Origin of the sequence: Brachybacterium sp. AOP29-B2-41 (assembly GCF_052378395.1) — a bacterium.
Taxonomy (GTDB): Bacteria; Actinomycetota; Actinomycetes; order Actinomycetales; family Dermabacteraceae; genus Brachybacterium.
On the sequence record NZ_JBQSXR010000001.1, the window covers coordinates 23,340 to 39,092 of the forward strand.

General features: G+C 69.4%; 13 protein-coding genes. 3 read left to right on the top strand and 10 right to left on the bottom strand.

Annotated elements, in window-relative coordinates; translation table 11 throughout:
* Window positions 1–74: 74 nt before the first annotated feature.
* From ftsY to ACT3T9_RS00140, 5 genes are all read right to left on the bottom strand, one after another.
* Window positions 75–1,634, bottom strand: coding sequence for a signal recognition particle-docking protein FtsY (ftsY, locus tag ACT3T9_RS00120; protein ID WP_444501718.1), 1,560 nt, complete (start codon window positions 1,632–1,634; stop codon window positions 75–77).
* Window positions 1,635–1,800: 166 nt separating this feature from the next.
* Entirely contained in the window at window positions 1,801–1,956 is a 156-nt protein-coding gene (locus tag ACT3T9_RS00125; RefSeq protein ID WP_441443605.1) for a hypothetical protein, read from the bottom strand.
* Window positions 1,957–2,079: 123 nt separating this feature from the next.
* Window positions 2,080–2,505, bottom strand: a complete 426-nt coding sequence (ndk, locus tag ACT3T9_RS00130) for a nucleoside-diphosphate kinase (protein WP_441443606.1) — start codon at window positions 2,503–2,505, stop codon at window positions 2,080–2,082.
* A gap of 63 nt (window positions 2,506–2,568) precedes the next feature.
* Entirely contained in the window at window positions 2,569–2,985 is a 417-nt protein-coding gene (locus ACT3T9_RS00135) for a DUF4233 domain-containing protein (protein WP_444501717.1), read from the bottom strand.
* 2 nt (window positions 2,986–2,987) lie between these two features.
* Window positions 2,988–4,337: a bifunctional folylpolyglutamate synthase/dihydrofolate synthase gene (locus ACT3T9_RS00140; RefSeq protein ID WP_444501716.1), complete on the bottom strand. Its 1,350-nt coding sequence runs from the start codon at window positions 4,335–4,337 to the stop codon at window positions 2,988–2,990.
* Between the two features lie 391 nt (window positions 4,338–4,728).
* On the opposite strand from ACT3T9_RS00140, the gene ACT3T9_RS00145 reads away from it, so the two are divergent.
* Window positions 4,729–5,346 carry a hypothetical protein gene (locus tag ACT3T9_RS00145; protein WP_441443609.1) on the top strand — a complete coding sequence of 206 codons (618 nt, stop codon included), beginning with the start codon at window positions 4,729–4,731 and terminating at the stop codon, window positions 5,344–5,346.
* Window positions 5,343–6,953: a WXG100 family type VII secretion target gene (locus ACT3T9_RS00150; RefSeq protein ID WP_441443610.1), complete on the top strand. Its 1,611-nt coding sequence runs from the start codon at window positions 5,343–5,345 to the stop codon at window positions 6,951–6,953. The genes ACT3T9_RS00145 and ACT3T9_RS00150 overlap by 4 nt, the downstream gene beginning before the upstream one ends.
* Before the next feature lie 52 nt (window positions 6,954–7,005).
* On the opposite strand, the gene ACT3T9_RS00155 is transcribed toward ACT3T9_RS00150, so the two are convergent.
* Window positions 7,006–7,449 carry a hypothetical protein gene (locus tag ACT3T9_RS00155; RefSeq protein WP_441443611.1) on the bottom strand — a complete coding sequence of 148 codons (444 nt, stop codon included), beginning with the start codon at window positions 7,447–7,449 and terminating at the stop codon, window positions 7,006–7,008.
* A gap of 56 nt (window positions 7,450–7,505) precedes the next feature.
* Window positions 7,506–8,930 carry an S-layer homology domain-containing protein gene (locus tag ACT3T9_RS00160; RefSeq protein ID WP_442331919.1) on the bottom strand — a complete coding sequence of 475 codons (1,425 nt, stop codon included), beginning with the start codon at window positions 8,928–8,930 and terminating at the stop codon, window positions 7,506–7,508.
* A gap of 239 nt (window positions 8,931–9,169) precedes the next feature.
* Between ACT3T9_RS00160 and ACT3T9_RS00165 the strand changes: the two genes are divergently transcribed.
* Complete coding sequence (locus ACT3T9_RS00165; protein WP_442331918.1) at window positions 9,170–9,583, top strand: hypothetical protein; 414 nt, start codon at window positions 9,170–9,172, stop codon at window positions 9,581–9,583.
* Window positions 9,584–9,637: 54 nt separating this feature from the next.
* On the opposite strand, the gene ACT3T9_RS00170 is transcribed toward ACT3T9_RS00165, so the two are convergent.
* The 3 genes from ACT3T9_RS00170 to ileS all read right to left on the bottom strand — a co-directional run bounded on the left by ACT3T9_RS00170 (window position 9,638) and on the right by ileS (window position 15,375).
* Window positions 9,638–11,113: a hypothetical protein gene (locus ACT3T9_RS00170; protein WP_442331917.1), complete on the bottom strand. Its 1,476-nt coding sequence runs from the start codon at window positions 11,111–11,113 to the stop codon at window positions 9,638–9,640.
* Window positions 11,110–11,871: a hypothetical protein gene (locus ACT3T9_RS00175; protein ID WP_442331916.1), complete on the bottom strand. Its 762-nt coding sequence runs from the start codon at window positions 11,869–11,871 to the stop codon at window positions 11,110–11,112. The genes ACT3T9_RS00170 and ACT3T9_RS00175 overlap by 4 nt, the downstream gene beginning before the upstream one ends.
* Before the next feature lie 207 nt (window positions 11,872–12,078).
* Window positions 12,079–15,375, bottom strand: coding sequence for an isoleucine--tRNA ligase (ileS, locus tag ACT3T9_RS00180; RefSeq protein WP_444605739.1), 3,297 nt, complete (start codon window positions 15,373–15,375; stop codon window positions 12,079–12,081).
* Window positions 15,376–15,753: the final 378 nt, after the last annotated feature.

Genomic DNA, 15,753 nt, shown 5'->3' on the forward strand with positions numbered 1-15,753 from the left:
GTGCACAGGCCACGGGCAGCCTGCTCAGGTGACGGTCGACGTGCTCAGCCCTCGAGCAGTCAGCCTTCGAGCAGTCAGTCTTCGAGCAGAGCGTCGACGAAGCCGTAGGCGTCGAAGGGCGTGAGGTCGTCCATGCCCTCCCCGAGGCCCACCATCTTCACCGGGACGCCGATCTCGCGCTGCACGTTGACGACGATCCCGCCCTTGGCGGTGCCGTCGAGCTTGGTGAGCACGAGGCCGGTGATGTTGACCGCCTCGGAGAACACTCGCGCCTGCTGCATGCCGTTCTGGCCGGTGGTGGCGTCGATGACCAGGAGCACCTCGGCGACGTGATCGCCGTGCAGGCCCTTCTCGGCCACCCGCCGCACTTTGCCCAGCTCGTCCATCAGCCCCTTCTTGTTCTGGAGGCGGCCGGCGGTGTCGATGATGACCACATCGACACCCTGGGCGATCCCCTCCTTGACCGCGTCGAAGGCGACGGCGGCGGGATCCGCGCCGTCCCGGTCCGAGCGCACGGTGTCCACGCCCACGCGCGAGCCCCAGGTCTGGAGCTGGTCGGCGGCCGCGGCGCGGAAGGTGTCCGCCGCGCCCAGCACGACGGTGCGACCGGCGGCGACCAGGACCCGGGCGAGCTTGCCGACGGTGGTGGTCTTGCCGGTGCCGTTGACCCCGACCATGAGCATCACCGAGGGCACCTCGGTGCCGTCCGGTGCAGTGCGTCGGGTGGCGGCCAGGCGGCGGTCCAGGTCCGGGTCCACCAGGGCCACGAGCTCCTCACGGAGCACCTCGCGCACCGCGGCGGCATCGTCGGTGCCGAGCACCTGGATGCGGCGGCGGAGGTTCTCGAGCATCTCGTCGGTGGCGTCCGGGCCGAGGTCTGCCAGCAGCAGCGTCTCCTCGATCTCGTCCCAGGTGTCTTCGTCCACGCTGCTGCCGCGGGTGAGCAGGGTGAGGATGCCGCGACCCAGGGCGCCGGAGCGGGAGAGCCGCTCGCGCAGGCGCACCATGCGGTCGGCCGGGGCCTCGGGGGTGTCGAGGGCCGGGGTGGCGGACGTGCCCTGCACCGGGGTCGCGGTCTCGCCCGCTGCCGGGGCTGCCGGCGTCTCCGCCTCTGCAGGGTCCACGGCCGGGCCTGCAGGGTCCGTCGAAGGCGCGACGTCAGCGTCGGTGGACGTCGTGCCAGTCCTGCTGGAGGTTTCAGCGGTGCGGGAGGCAGCAGCGGCAGGCGGCTCGTCGATGGCCGAAGGTGCGGGGGCGTTCTCCTGGTCGAAGGGAACATCCGCCGGTGCGGTGGACTCCGGAGCGCTCGCAGGGGTTGCGGCATGGGACTCGGAGGTCGAGCCCGGGGCCGCGGCAGGCGCAGGTGGCGTGGCCTGAGAGTCCTGTGCAGCGGGCTTCGTGGGAGCCGGTGACAGGGTGTCGGCCCAGGTCGGCGCGGCAGGCCGCTCCTTGACCGCGGTGGCGGTGCGGGAGGGCTGGGTATCGCTGCCATGGCCGGTGGGGTCCTGCGAGGCGGTGTCGTCCGAGGACTTCTTCCGCCCGCGGCTGCGGATATAGGCCCAGGCGCCGGCGCCGAGCACGAGCACGCCTCCGCCGCTGCCAGCGATCAGTGCGAGTAGGGCATCGGGATCCACGGGTCACCTCCGAGGTCGGGGAAGCCGACGAAGCGGCGAGGACAGCCGCCAGTCTAGGCCGCGAGCATCGGGCACCCTGGACAGTGATCTCCCAGGGACGCCTCCGCACTGCTGTGCGTCCCGGCGAGCCCCGGTGCTGACTGCGATTCAGCGCGCCGACGGGTGCTCACCGACGTGTGCGGGAGCTGTGCCGGGGGTCGCTCTCCTGCTGGTCATGCTTCGCGCGGCTCTTCAGATGCGGCAGTGCGACCACGATCAGGATCCCTGCGGCGAGCAGCACGGCAAGCACCAGAAAAAGGATGACGACGAAGGGCAGTTCCATGCTCGTCATTGTGCACGCCGCAGCGGGGGCGGAGCGGGACCGCGGGATGCGGCGCGCCTCACCCTCGCCGTGGCGTGCGGGTCCTGCGGTGCAGAGAGCCGGAGAGGTCCAGCTCAGGGAGGCTCAGCCCAGCTCGGGGAACCAGATCGCGATCTCGCGGGCCGCGGACTCCTCGGAGTCCGAGCCGTGGACGAGGTTCTGGATGACGGGGAGATCCCATTCGCGGGCGAGGTCGCCACGGATGGTGCCGGGGGCTGCCTCGGTGGGGTTGGTGGCACCGGCCAACGAGCGGAATCCGGGGATCGCGCCCTCCCCCTCCACAACGATGGCGACCAGCGGGGCGGAGCCCATGTAATCGACGAGCCCGGGATAGAAGGGCTTGCCCTCATGCTCGGCGTAGTGCGAGGAGAGCTCCTCCGCGGTGGCGGAGCGCTGGGTGAGGGCGAGGATGTCGTAGCCCTTGGCCTCGATGCGGCGGATGATCTCCCCGCGCAGGCTGCGCTGAACGGCATCGGGCTTGAGCAGGACGAGTGTGCGCTGTGCGGTCATGGCACCAGGGTACCCACGAGCGGGACCGTCGAAGTGCGGAGCAGCTCCGTGGGGCCGGGACGGTCAGGAGGTGGGGCCGTCCGGATCCCGGGAACGGGCCGCCCACACTTCGGCGTCGACCGTGTCCTTCTCGCCGTCCAGCTGGTGGCCCTTGAAAATGCCATAGGCGTACAGCGCTGCGAACAGGATGCCCACCACCCACATCGCGGTCACCTGGATCCCGAGCAGGATGACCGGCAGCTGCAGCACCAGCCCCAGCCAGTACGGCCAGGCACCACGCCGGAGCAGCCCGGAGCAGAGCACCAGGAGGAGCATGGCCAGCAGGCTCCAGGTCCAGGTGAGCAGCCGGTCCCCGGGAGCGAGCTGGTGGGCAACGAGCGCGGCGAAGAACACCACGAAGGCCTCGATGACGAGGAGCGTCGAGGCGATCATCCGCTGTGCGCCATGGGGGCGCGCGGAGGGGGTGAGATCGAGGTCCATCGTCACTCCTCTCCCGGCGCGCCGAGCAGCTCTCGCACCTCGGCGACGAGCGTCACCGATCCGGCAGCCACCACGCCTCCGAACTGATCCCCCTCCATCTCGGCGAGGTCCACGGCGGCCTGGATGGCATCGGGCAGGCTCCCCTGCTCGAAGACGCGGTCCTCATCATCGAAGATGTCACGGGCGAGGTCCGCGAGCTGGTCGGCAGGAATCGCGCGCGGGGAGCTCGACTGGGTGATCACCACAGCGTCCAGCAGCGGTTCGAGCACGTCGAGGATCCCGGCGGCGTCCTTCCCCTGCAGGATCCCGATGAGTCCGATGGTGCGGGTGAAGCGGAAGTTCTCCCGGACCGTCTCGACCAGCGACAGCGCTCCCGCCGGGTTGTGGGCGGCGTCCAGCAGGATCGTCGGCGCCTGCCGCACCACCTCAGCGCGGCCCGGCGAGGTGACGCTCGACAGCGCGGCGCTGAGCAGCGGCCCGTCCAGGGCGGTGCTGCCGTCCCCGAGCAGCGCCTCCGCGGCAGCCACCGCGAGCAGGGCGTTGCGGGCCTGGTGCTCACCGAGCAGCGTGAGGAAGAGATCCTCGTACCGGCCCGCGATGCCCTGGAGGGTCAGCATCTGGCCACCGACCCCCGGGGTGTGGGAGAGCACGCCGATCTGCTGGTCCTCGATGGCCGCCTCCGCGCCCAGTTCGCCGATCCGTGCCCGCAGCACATCGGCGGCGTCCTCATAGGGCTGGGAGGCGATGATCGCGGTGGCCTCCGCGGTGAGGATGCCTGCCTTCTCCCCCGCGATCTCGGCGATGGTCTCCCCGAGGTACTCCTGATGGTCCAGGGAGATCGGGGTGATCACGGCGACGTCGGGGGTAACCACGCCGGTCGCGTCCCAGGTGCCGCCGAGGCCGGTCTCCACCACGGCGACGTCGACCGGCGCCGAGGCGAAGGCCTGGAAGGACATGGCGGTCAGATATTCGAAGTACGTCAGCGGCGGGCCTCCTGCGGCCTCCGACTCTGCATCGACGATCGCAGCGAAGGGCTCGACATCGCGATAGGCCTGGAGGAAGCCCTCCTCGTCGATCGAGGCTCCGTCGATCGCGATCCGCTCGACGGGAGAGCGCAGGTGGGGGCTGGTGGTGCGCCCGGTCCGCAGACCGGCCTCGCGCAGGATCCGCTCGAGGATCCGAGCGGTGGTGGTCTTCCCGTTGGTGCCGGCGATGCGGATGGAGCGGTACGAGTTCTGCGGGTCCCCCATCAGCTCCATCACCCGGGTGATGCGGCTGAGGTCGGGCTCGATCTGGTTCTCGGGCGCGCGCTCGAGCAGCGCCGCGTAGACCTCCCGCACTGCGGGCGACATGGCCTGACGGGATGGCCCCTGGCGGGGAGATTTCTGCACAGCGGCTCCTGCGGGGACGAGGGGTGAACGGGCGTCGTTCAGTGTACGAGGCAGGGCTGGGACCGTTCCTCCCCACCGGGTGCCGGTCCACAGGAAGAGTGCTGCCCGTCACCGGCATGCGGCCCCGCTCATAGCCTCAGCAGCAGGACCGGCGGCCGACGGGGTCGCGCCGGAGACGAGGAGGGGTGCGATGACCGAGGTGATCGCGACCGTGGAGCACGCTTCGCAATGGGCGCGCAGGGGAACGGGACCGGAGGCATCCTGGAATCCGGTGTATCGAGCGCTGGCCGAAGGCTCTGCACCGACTCCACTGCCACCAGCGGATCTCCCTGACGGCGCGAGCCTCGAGCTCATGCAGAGACAGCTCACGGCCTCTGCGCTGCTGGTCGTGGCGGTGACGGACGGGCAGCGGACGCGACGGCTGCGGATCGGTGTGGATCCCGCTGCCACGACCGTCGAACAGGCAGATCCGGACCAGCCCTCGCGGTGGTCCGAGCTCAGCATCCAGGACGTGCCCGCGAGGGTCATCCGGCTGCTCGAGGAGTCCGGGGTGGACCTGGACCCCGCCGAGCTGTCGATCGTGCGCGGCACCCACGCGCTCCGCCTCACCCCGGTGCAGAGCCGCATGGCCTACGCCGCACTCACCCGGGGCGCCCCTCCCGAGGGGGCGTTCGCCGCGATCCCGGATCTCGACGACACCCTGCGGGATGCGCTGACTGCGACCGGCCCGCGCATCTCCCTCGCCCTGACCCTCCACGATCCGAGAGGGCTGGTGACAGAGCGACCGGTGACCTGGTCCAGGCTCTGGGTGACCGGGCAGAAGGGCCTGTGTCGCCTGGACCAGCCCTCGGGCCCTTCCCTGGCCGTCCATCCGGTGGGTGGTGGCGACGTGCTCGGCACCCTCCTCCCACTTCTCGAGGAGGGCCTGCGATTCGCCGGCGCCTGCGCCGGGTCAGGCAGCGCGCGATGAACACCTTCTGGGGGATGGACACCGCGCAGCTGCGCGGTCACGCCGAGCACCTGCGCACGGCCTCCGACGAGGTCGAGGGCCTCACCGCTCGCCTCGGGAGCACAGTGCAGGGGGCGCCATGGACGGGCTCCGATGCGGAGGCGTTCCGGGCTCGCTGGATGACACTGGCCGCGAGTCGGCTGGAAGAGATGTGCGGCGAGCTCCTGGCCCTGGGCGATGACGCGCTCCACGAGGCGGATCAGCAGGACGTCGCCTCGAGCCCGGACGGCGCCACCGCTGTCCCGGATGCCGCCGCTGACCCGGATGCTCCGACGGATCCGAGCATCTCCGCGATTCCACCCGGGGACGCCTCGGGGACGAGCGGCGGGCACCTCCGCGAGGGCGGTCCCTGGATCCCGGAGTGGCTCGAGATCCCTGTCGACGGAGCGGCCTCGGGGCCGGCGGGCAGGGTCTCCGACGGAATCGGCTGGAGCGTCACCACCGGGATGGACCTGCTCGGCGACGGTCTGGATCGGCTCGGGGTGCGCACGGAGGGGTTCGCACAGTTCCAGCGGGACGCCGGCCACTTCGGGGAGATCCTCGAGGACTGGGCCACCGGCGAGCGGGTGCCGACCATCGCCGAGGTCGCCGCCGCAGGCCTGGTCACCGCAGGATCCGCCGGCACCGGAGTCTTCGAGGCCCTCACCGGCCAGGACACCCCGTTCCTGGATGACCGGCCCGGCGGCATCGTCGAGTCGGTGACCGTCGATGCGGGCCCGGCGCAGAGCCCTCAGACCCTGCAGGAGCTGGTCGAGCAGAACGATGCGGTGCGCATCGACAACCCGGGCGGTCCGCTGGAGCACGGGCAGATCGGCATTCAGGAGGTGCGCGGCCTCGAGGGCGGGGAGCCGGCGTTCATCATCCAGATCCCGCCCACCGAAGGAGCGAGCGTCCTGGATGCCCCCGGCGCCTACGGCGCGCAGGGGAACTCCCGCGACTGGGGATCGAATCTGCGCCTGGTCTCCGGCCAGCATCCGGCCGCGATGGATGACGTCCGGGCCGCGTTGGAGGCCGCCGGGGTGCCGCCGGGTGCGGAGGTGATGATCGTCGGCCACTCCCAGGGTGGCATCGTCGCGAATCATCTCTCCGCCGATCCCACCTTCAACAGCGCCTCCGGACAGCCGGGCACCTACGACGTGACGCACACCTTCTCGGTGGGCTCGCCGGTGCAGACAGTCGTCCCCGCGCAGCTGTCGACGCAGTCGGTGAACGTGAACCACGAGAGCACGATCGGGACCGGCGGGGCCAGCGGGGACCTGATCGCGGCGCTCGACCTGAACGGTGCGCAGGTCGACGGCGGGACCCTGGTGGCGGAGAACCGGCACGAGGTATCGCTGCCGGGCTATCCGGTCTCCTCGCTCCATCCCGTCACCGTGCTCGAGTCGAACCATGATTCGATGAGCCCGGGCGGTGGCGCCGAGGGTGGGTACTCAGGCAGCGTGGGCCGAGCCACCGCCAGCGATCCCACGCTCTCCGCGCTGCAGGAGGACCTCACGGGGAGGTATCTCGGGGAAGGGACCTACGTCGCACAGTCCCAGGTCGTGACGGTGGGGCGCGGCGCGCTGTGAGCGCCCCGTGCGGAGGCCCGAGCGGAACGCCGGTCGCCCAGCCATCCCGTGCTCAGCTCAGTCCGTACTTCTCGTAGAACGACTCGGCCGTCACCCGATCCCGTCGTGGATTCGGGATCGACAGGTCGGGGAGAAGATCCAGCGGGGTCAGCTCCTCCCCGCCATCGAGTGCTGCGGTGATCCCCCCGACCCTGAGGCTGCGAGCCTCCGGATCGTCGAGCTCTGCATGGATGACCGTCACGACCTCGCGCATCACCTGGTCGAAGAGCACGAGGCCACTGTCACGGTCCTCCGCCTCCAGGGAGACGGTGCCGCGCAGGAGGCGCTCGAAGTTCGCGCCATCGGCCATCTCGAGCTCCACTGCGGAGACGCCCTCGACCCCGGCCGCGGCCTCCTCTGCCGCGGCGAGGAGATTCCTGCGCCCGAACCCGCACCCGCCCAGCAGCAGTGCCGTCGCGGCAGCGGCCCCGCCCAGAACTCCACGTCTGCTCACCATGCTCATCCCCTCGTCGGAAGGTTCAGCCCTGAGCATGTCATGCACGGTGCCCGGAGTCAGTCGATCGTCATCCGGTAGATGAACGCCGCCATCGCATCCCGGTTGATCGACTGCAGCGGCCGGTAGGTCCCATCGGACCAGCCGGTGGTGATGCGCTCGTCCTCCGCCCAGGCGATCTCCTTGTAGAACAGCGAGCTGCGCGGCACATCCGTGAATGGAGACGTGCGCGGAGGCGTGAAGGCAGGCTCCCCGGCGGAACGGTAGAGGAACGCCGCCATCGCATCCCGGTTCACGGGCTGCAGGGGACGGAAGGTCCCATCGGACCATCCGGTGGTGATCCCCTCGGACTCGGCCCAGGCGATCTCCTTGAAGAACTGCGAGCTGCGCGGCACATCCTTGAAAGGAGACGTGCGCGGAGGCGTGAAGGCAGGCTCCCCGGCGGCGCGATAGAGGAAGGCGACCATCGCGTCGCGGGCGATCGGCTGCAGCGGTCGGTAGGTGCCGTCGGCCCAGCCGGTGGAGAGCTCCGTGTGCTTCATCCATGCGATCTCGGTGAAGAAGATCGAGCTGCCGTAGGGCACATCGGTGAACGGTGCGGCAGGGTCCTTCCCCCAGGGTGCTGTGATCGGGTAGCGGTCCTCAGGGGCGCCGGTCGGCGAGCCGAACCACAGCGAGAAGGTGCGGAAGAAGTTGCGGTTGCCGTAGGTCGCACAGACATCGTCGGGGACCGCGCCGGCACCTGCGGCGAGGGTGGCCTCGGTGGGGGTGAACGGCGTGTAGTTGTACAGCGCTGCCGTCGCCCGGTTGAAGATCTTCACCTCGCCGTAGCCGCAGAACTCAAAAGGGCTGTACTGGATGTCGTAGGTCCGCCCCGCCTGGTAGCGATCACCACGGGCAGGGTCGCCGTACTCCTGCAGGCGGGAGATGCCGTGGTAGATCTGGTGGACGAAACCACCGAACGCCGGATCGCAGGCCTGGAAGTCGGGGCAGCGGAAGCCGAGCGCCTTCTCCAGCTGCGTCGGCGTCGCATTCCGGGTGGTGATCAGTCCCTGCTCCTTCTGGAGCATCACGAGGATCACCTGCGGGTTCACGTCGCAGGCCTGGGCCACATCGGTGATGATCCTGCCTGCGGTGGCGTTGTTGGCCGCCGGGATCGCGGCGCAGTAGGCGGTGGCCGCTCGCTGCGGCGTGTCCGCCGTCAGATTCTTCAGGCAGTCAGCGCCATCGGTGCCGTCGACGCAGTTCGCCCCCTGCGCGTCGAGGAAGGAGTCGACTCCTGCACGGTCCATCGCGGTGGAGTCGAACATCCGGGTATCGGTGATGAGGAAGCCCGGAGAGAAACCGCCGAGCCCGGGCGGTGGCGTCTCGGCCCGGGCTCCTGGGGAGCCGGCGAGCACGGAACCCGCGAGCACGAAGAGGGAGACGGCGAGCAGCAGGACGCGGAATCCATGGGTGCGCTCGGGTGATGGTGGCGCTGTCACCGGACCTGCCGACGCCGCGGATGAGGGAAATGGCAGGGGGGCGGGGCGAACCATCATGATCTCCGATGTCCAAGGATCCCGAGGAGTGGATCCTCCGCTCAGGATAGGTCCGGAAAACCCGCTTGGAAAGCTGTGATGACCAGCTGATACCGACTTGCAACACACCGCCTGGGGTCGATCGTGGCGATCATGCGAGGTACCGTTGTGCTCCGCGGGCGATACCGAGAGGATCGATGCACATGAACCGCCGGATTGCACTGGCTGGAGGTGCCATGGGCCTGGTCTCGATGCTCACCGGCTGCGGGGTGCTCCGCCCCGGCAAGCAGGCTGTGGAGGACGCCATCGAGGGCGCCCCGGCAGTCACCGGCGCAGAGATCAGCTTCGGTGCCGGCGGCGGGCTGGGCTCCCTGATCTCCGGGAGCATCGAGCTCGACGTCGCTGCGGACCAGCTGCGTGACGCCTTCGACGAAGCCTGGGGCCTCGGCGTCGAGGTCCTCCACCGCAGGTACGGGGGCGACCGCGGGATCAAAGTCGCCAAAGTCGCCGGGATCGGCTCAGAGGGCGCCGAGGTCACCGCGACCGAGCTGGTCGATCTGGGTGAGTCGACGTTCGCCACCCTGGGCCACTTCTACGACCATTACGGGATCAGCTGACCCGTGCTCGTGGGTCGGCGTTGTCTGCTGCTGACCCGAGCCGCGCACCCGAGCTCACGGCGTGCGTCTGACATCGACCACGACGTCCTCATCCATGGACGTTCCCTCCCCGAAGTACTTCCCTTGCATCCGCTCCTCCTTCGCCGCGAGTGCGGGATCGTCACCGTTGTTCCGCACCGTCCCGTAGTACGCGGAATCCGGATCGTGGGCGGTGCCGTCCTCGTTCCACAGCACTGAGTTGTGCGCCTGGTGGTTGTCGCTCTCCGGGGTGTAGCCGTCCGACGGATTCGGTGTGCCGAAGGAGACGTCGCGGACGTTGGGTGCCGGATTGCCGTCCGGGTGAGCATGCGAGCTGCCTTCGAGGTCGAGGGTGGGGACGAAGTCCCCCTGGTTCCCGCCGTCCTCGACGTGCTGGATGTTGAGCACGTCGGTGTCCGAGTTCGCCGGGGTGTAGGTCTGGACCGGGGAGCCCACCGAGAAGATGTCGGTGACCTGGTAGCTGCCACCGTTGAAGGAGGGGTCATCGGCGAGCTGCGCGGCGACGAGACCTCCCTGTGAATGGCCGACGAACGCGATCTCGGAGCCCTCCGGGATCCCGGCCTCCTGCATCGCCTCCTTCACGGCGTTCGCTCCTGCGTTCTCCTTGCCCGCCATCGCGTAGAGGTTGTTGTCCCATCCGAACGGCTGCCCCTGCTCGTTCCATCCCTCGAGCGTGGCGTCCACGTCGGGGATCGGCGTCTCATGCCCGAGCACGCTGACCTTCTCCTGCAGCGGCGCGCCCTGAGTGGGAGGGACGTGGACGATGTACCGCTCGACGCCGTCGGCACCCGTCACCGTCTGGATACGGATCTGTGCCTCATCCAGAGGGTCATACTCTCGCGGGGGCTCAGTGCCGGGGATCGTCCGACGGCTCTCGTCGTTGTCGAGCACGAGGTCCTCGAGGCTCTCCGGAGCGTCGCTGTCGGTGATCTCGCGTGAGCCGAGGACCTCCACCTCTGTGGGGTGGTCGAGCTTCTCCCCCTCGACGAGCTCATCGACGATGTCCTGGGCGAAGATCTCCGCCCAGGGCCGGTCGGGATCGGAGGCGTCGCCGAAGGTGTCGTGGAACCGGTCTCGGAACCAGTCCTCGACGTCCTCGACCCTGTCCTTGAACCATTTCTCGACGTCCCCGGCCCGGTCCCGGAGCCAATCCCCGGCGTCCTCAGCCCGGTCCCGGAGCCAGTCCCCGGCATCCTCGAAGAGGTTCGCCAGGGGGTCCCCCGTCTCCTCTCCCGAGACTCTGTCCTGCTCGTCGGCTTCGCCGCGCAGTGCTCCAGCTTGCTCGGTCAGGAGCATCTCGAGGCGCGCCAGACCGGGCGCAGCGTGGTTCGTCCAGGTCGAGAGGAAGTCGTCGCGGTCAGGGCCGGTCCAGGACGTGCCCTGGACGATGCCGTCCAGGCGCTGCTGCAGGCTGCTGACCTGCTCGGCGCCGTTCGCACAGCGGTCCGCCTGTGCGCGGACCTCCTCGGGGACCATGCCGTAGAAGGTCATGCCACTATCTCCGTGCCGGACGCCAGTCCGGCGCCCTCCTCCAGAAGGGGCAGGACGGTGGCGAGCACGTCACCATCGGCGACCTGATGGAGGTCGTCGCTGAATCCGGTGTCGCCGTCGGCGCTGTACAGGCCGTGGACGCCCGCATTCCAACGACGCAGCAGGTGGAATCGCAGCATCGGAGCGTGCGTGCTCGGTGGGACGTGCATGCAGATATCGAAGGTGGCCCTGTCGCGGTCGCTCAGGAGGGCGTCGCGCAGCGGCTCGCTGAGATCGGTCTGTGCGGCGATGGCCGCATGTGCCGGTGTCCCTTCGGCGATGCGCGCGGCGATCGACCGCCGCTGCTCGAGCGTGATGGTGAGGGCGTTGTGCGGGCCTCGCGTCGTCATCTGTGGTGCGGCGGACAGTCGTGAAGAGGAGGAGAGCAGCGTGAGCACCAGGTGGGGGATCACGTCGGTGGGGGCATCCCACCATTCGTACGGGCCGTCCCCGATCCGGGTCAGCGCGATCGCGCCGTCGGCATCCAGGACGATGCGGAGCTCTTCCGTCTCTTCCGGGGTCGTGGCGGTGAGCACCGTGACCACGGGGGCGATCAGAGCACGCTGGGCGAGCCGTTGCTCCCCGGGGGCCAGGTCGGGTCGCCCCAGCGCGGCACCGTCGAGCTGGGGCAGCCAGGTGGGATTGATCCGCCGTGGTTCGCGCAGTCGGGCGAAGGCGGCGCTGAGCGCCGGTTCGAGGTGGGAGCGAAAACGTGTCATGAAGGTCCCCTGAGCTCATAGTGCACGCCGACGTCGATGCCGTCACGCTATCCAGGAGGGCCTGCTCTGCGCGATGGGGAGAAGTGCCCACCTCGGCGGATTGCCGCACCCCCGATCGCGCTCTCCGGCCCCGCGGCCGGGTCCAGCAGCGCAGCGGCCCCAGACCGGTCTGATCCGGTCTGGGGCCGCTCGAGGACGGAGGCAGTCTCAGGCGCGGGTCACGGATACCGTGACAGTTCCGCCGGAGACCTTCTCGCTCGCTGCGTGCGCACCCTCGGCCGGTCCGGCCGGCACAGAGACCTCGACCGCGAGCACCTCACCGGCGACCAGCTCCCGATGCACGGCGACGGCAGCGGTCACGGACTCGTCGCCGTCCACGGTCAGTCGGATCCGGTCCGAGACGTCGAAGCCTGCCTCGCGGCGAGCCGACTGGATCGCGCGCACCACGTCCCGGGCCACGCCCTCGGCCTCGAGCTCAGCGGTCACCCGGGTATCGAGCGCGACGAAGTCCCCGCCTCGCAGCACGCCGACGGCCCGGCCCTCCATCGCCGCGGACTCGCCCGCGACCAGGTCGAGCGTGTACTCGCCCTCGGCGAGCTCGATGCCGCCGGAGATGACCACGCCGTTCTCGTCAGCGGACCAGTCACCGGACTTGGAGCCCTTGATGACCGTCTGCACCTGCTTGCCCAGGCGCGGGCCGGCGGCGCGGGCATTGACGCTGAGCCGCTGCTCGACGCCCATCCCCTGCGCCTCCTCGCTCGCGACGTCCAGCAGGCGCACGGCCTTGACGTTGAGTTCGTCGGCGATGATCCCCGAGAACGCCTCCAGCGTGCTCGGGGCGTGGTGGACCACGGTGAGCTCGGCGAGCGGCAGCCGCGCCCGCAGCTGCCCCTTCTTGCGCAGGGAGTTGCCCACGCTCGCGATCGCGCGCACATCGTCCATCTGTGCCACCAGCTCCGCGTCACGGGGGAACAGGTCCGCATCGGGCCAGTCGGTCAGATGCACGGAGCGCCCGCCGGTGAGCTGCTTCCAGATCTCCTCGGTGACCATCGGCAGCAGCGGCGCCGCCACCTGGCAGAGGGTCGACAGGCACGTGGAGAGCACGTCGATCGCCTGTTCGTCGCCCTCCCAGAAACGGTCGCGGGAGCGGCGCACGTACCAGTTGGTGAGCATGTCCAGGTAGTCCTGGACCAGCTCGGCGGCGTCCGCGATCGCGAGCGCGGTCATCGCCTCCTTCACCTCGCGCACGAGGTCGCCGGTGCGGGCCAGCAGGTAGCGGTCCATGACATCGCTGGAGTCGTAGCGGGTCTTCCCGAGGTAGCCCGTCGGCTTCCCGGCCGCGTCCTTCTGGCCCGCAGCATTGGCGTACAGCCCCAGGAAGTACCAGACGTTCCACAGCGGCAGCACCATCTGACGGGTGGCATCGCGGATCTTCGGCTCATCGACCACGAGGTTCCCGCCGCGCAGGATCGGGGAGCTCATGAGGAACCAGCGCATCGCGTCGGCTCCGTACTTGTCGAACATCTCGCGCACGTCGGGATAGTTGCCCAGCGACTTGGACATCTTCTGCCCGTCCTCGCCGAGCACGATGCCGTGGCAGATCACCGAGGTGAAGGCGGGCCGGTCGAACAGTGCGGTGGAGAGCACGTGCATGACGTAGAACCAGCCGCGGGTCTGCCCGATGTACTCCACGATGAAGTCCGCCGGGTTGTGGGACTCGAACCGCTCGGTGTTCTCGAAGGGGTAGTGCATCTGCGCGAACGGCATCGAGCCGGAGTCGAACCAGACGTCGAAGATCTCCTCGACACGACGCATGGTGGACTGCCCGGTGGGGTCGTCGGGGTTCGGGCGCGTGAGCTCGTCGATGTACGGACGGTGCAGGTCCACCTCGCCGAGCTCGTTGCGCGGCAGGGTGCCGAAGGCCTCCTCGATCTCGGCGAGGGACCCATACACGTCGATCCGGGGATGGTTCGGATCGTCGCTCTTCCAGATCGGCAGCGGGGTGCCCCAGTAGCGGTTGCGGGAGATCGCCCAGTCGCGGGCACCCTCGAGCCACTTGCCGAACTGGCCGTGCTTGACGTTCCCGGGGACCCAGTCGATCTGCTCGTTCAGCTCGAGCATGCGCTCGCGCTGGTCGGCGACCTTCACGTACCAGGAGGAGACGGCCTTGTAGATCAGAGGGTTACGGCAGCGCCAGCAGTGCGGGTAGGAGTGCACGTAGCTGGCCTCGCGCATCAGGCGTCCGGCCTGCTGGAGGTTGCGGATGATCGGGCGGTTCGCCTCGAACACCTGCACCCCGGCGATCTCGTCGAGCGCGGTGCCGGCGAAGTAGTCCAGGAACTGGGCGCCCTCGTCCACGGAGACGATCACGGGGATGCCGTACTCGGCGTTGACCTGCTGGTCGATCTCACCGTAGGCGGTGGCCTGGTGGACCACGCCGGTGCCGTCATCGGTGGAGACGTAGTCCGCGACGGTGACGATCCACGCGTTCTCGGTGCCCCACTTCGCCCGGTCCTCCGAATAGACGGTCCACAGCGGCTCGTAGGCGACGTGCTCGAGCTCGGAGCCGGCGTACACGCGCTCCTCGCAGGCGGCGAGCGCCTCCTCGGCGCTCTCGTAGCCGAGCTCCTTGGTGTAGGAGCCGAGCAGCGCGGTGGCCATGAGGTAGCGGCCTGCACCTGCGGCGGTGCCGTCGGCGGCGCCCAGCGGCCCCGCGGGGACCACCGAGTACTGGAGCTCGGGACCGACGGCGAGGGAGAAGTTGGTGGGCAGGGTCCAGGGAGTGGTGGTCCAGGCCAGCGCCTTCACGCCGTCAAGGCCCAGCTGCTGGGCCTTCTCCCCGGTGAAGGGGAAGGTGACGGTGACGGTCTGGTCCTGGCGCTCCTTGTAGACGTCATCGTCCATCCGCAGCTCGTGCGCGGACAGCGGCGTCTGGTCCTTCCAGCAGTAGGGCAGCACGTAGTAGCCCTCATACGCCCGCCCCTTGTCGTACAGGGTCTTGAACGCCCACAGCACCGATTCCATGAAGGTGACGTCGAGGGTCTTGTAGTCGTTCTCGAAGTCGACCCAGCGGGCCTGGCGGGTGACGTAGTCCTCCCACTCCTTGGTGTACTTCAGCACCGAGGCCTGGGCGGCGTTGTTGAACTCCTTCACGCCCATCGCCTCGATCTCGGACTTCTCGGTCATCCCGAGTTCCTTCATCGCCTCGAGCTCGGCGGGCAGCCCGTGGGTGTCCCAGCCGAAGCGGCGGTCCACCTTGTTCCCGCACATGGTGCGGAAGCGCGGGATGACGTCCTTGACGAAGCCGGTGAGCAGGTGGCCGTAGTGCGGCAGGCCGTTGGCGAAGGGAGGACCGTCGTAGAAGACGAACTCCTCGGCACCCTCGCGCCGGGCGATCGAAGCACGGAAGGTGTCGTCCTGCCGCCAGAACTCCTGGATGGCGTTCTCGAGCGAGGGCAGGTTCGGTGAGGGGACGAGCGGGTCTCCGCTGACCGGGTAGACCATGGGACGGACCTCCGAGGCAGAACAAGGGTAAGAGCTGGGACAACACGCAGTCCGAGGACGCTTCCCGGCGCAGGGCCGGTGGCGCGGTACCACCTCGGTTGACGTCCGCTGCATCGCCGGTGGCGATCCAGGGGCCTCCCCTTGTTCCTCAGCTGTGACGGGCTGGTCCCGGCGGGTTCTACTAGGCCCGTGCCCGCGAACGGACAACGGGCGGTTCTTCCCGCGGCTCGCCGGTGATGGCCGGGTCGATGCCGATGGCGGTCAGTGTACGCGGCGGCCCGAGGACGGTCACGCGGCCGGGCGGGGAAGAGACGCGCGGAACAGCCCGGCTCCCCCTCCCTCGTCCCTTCCTTACGTGTCCCCTCCTTGCGCATCCCA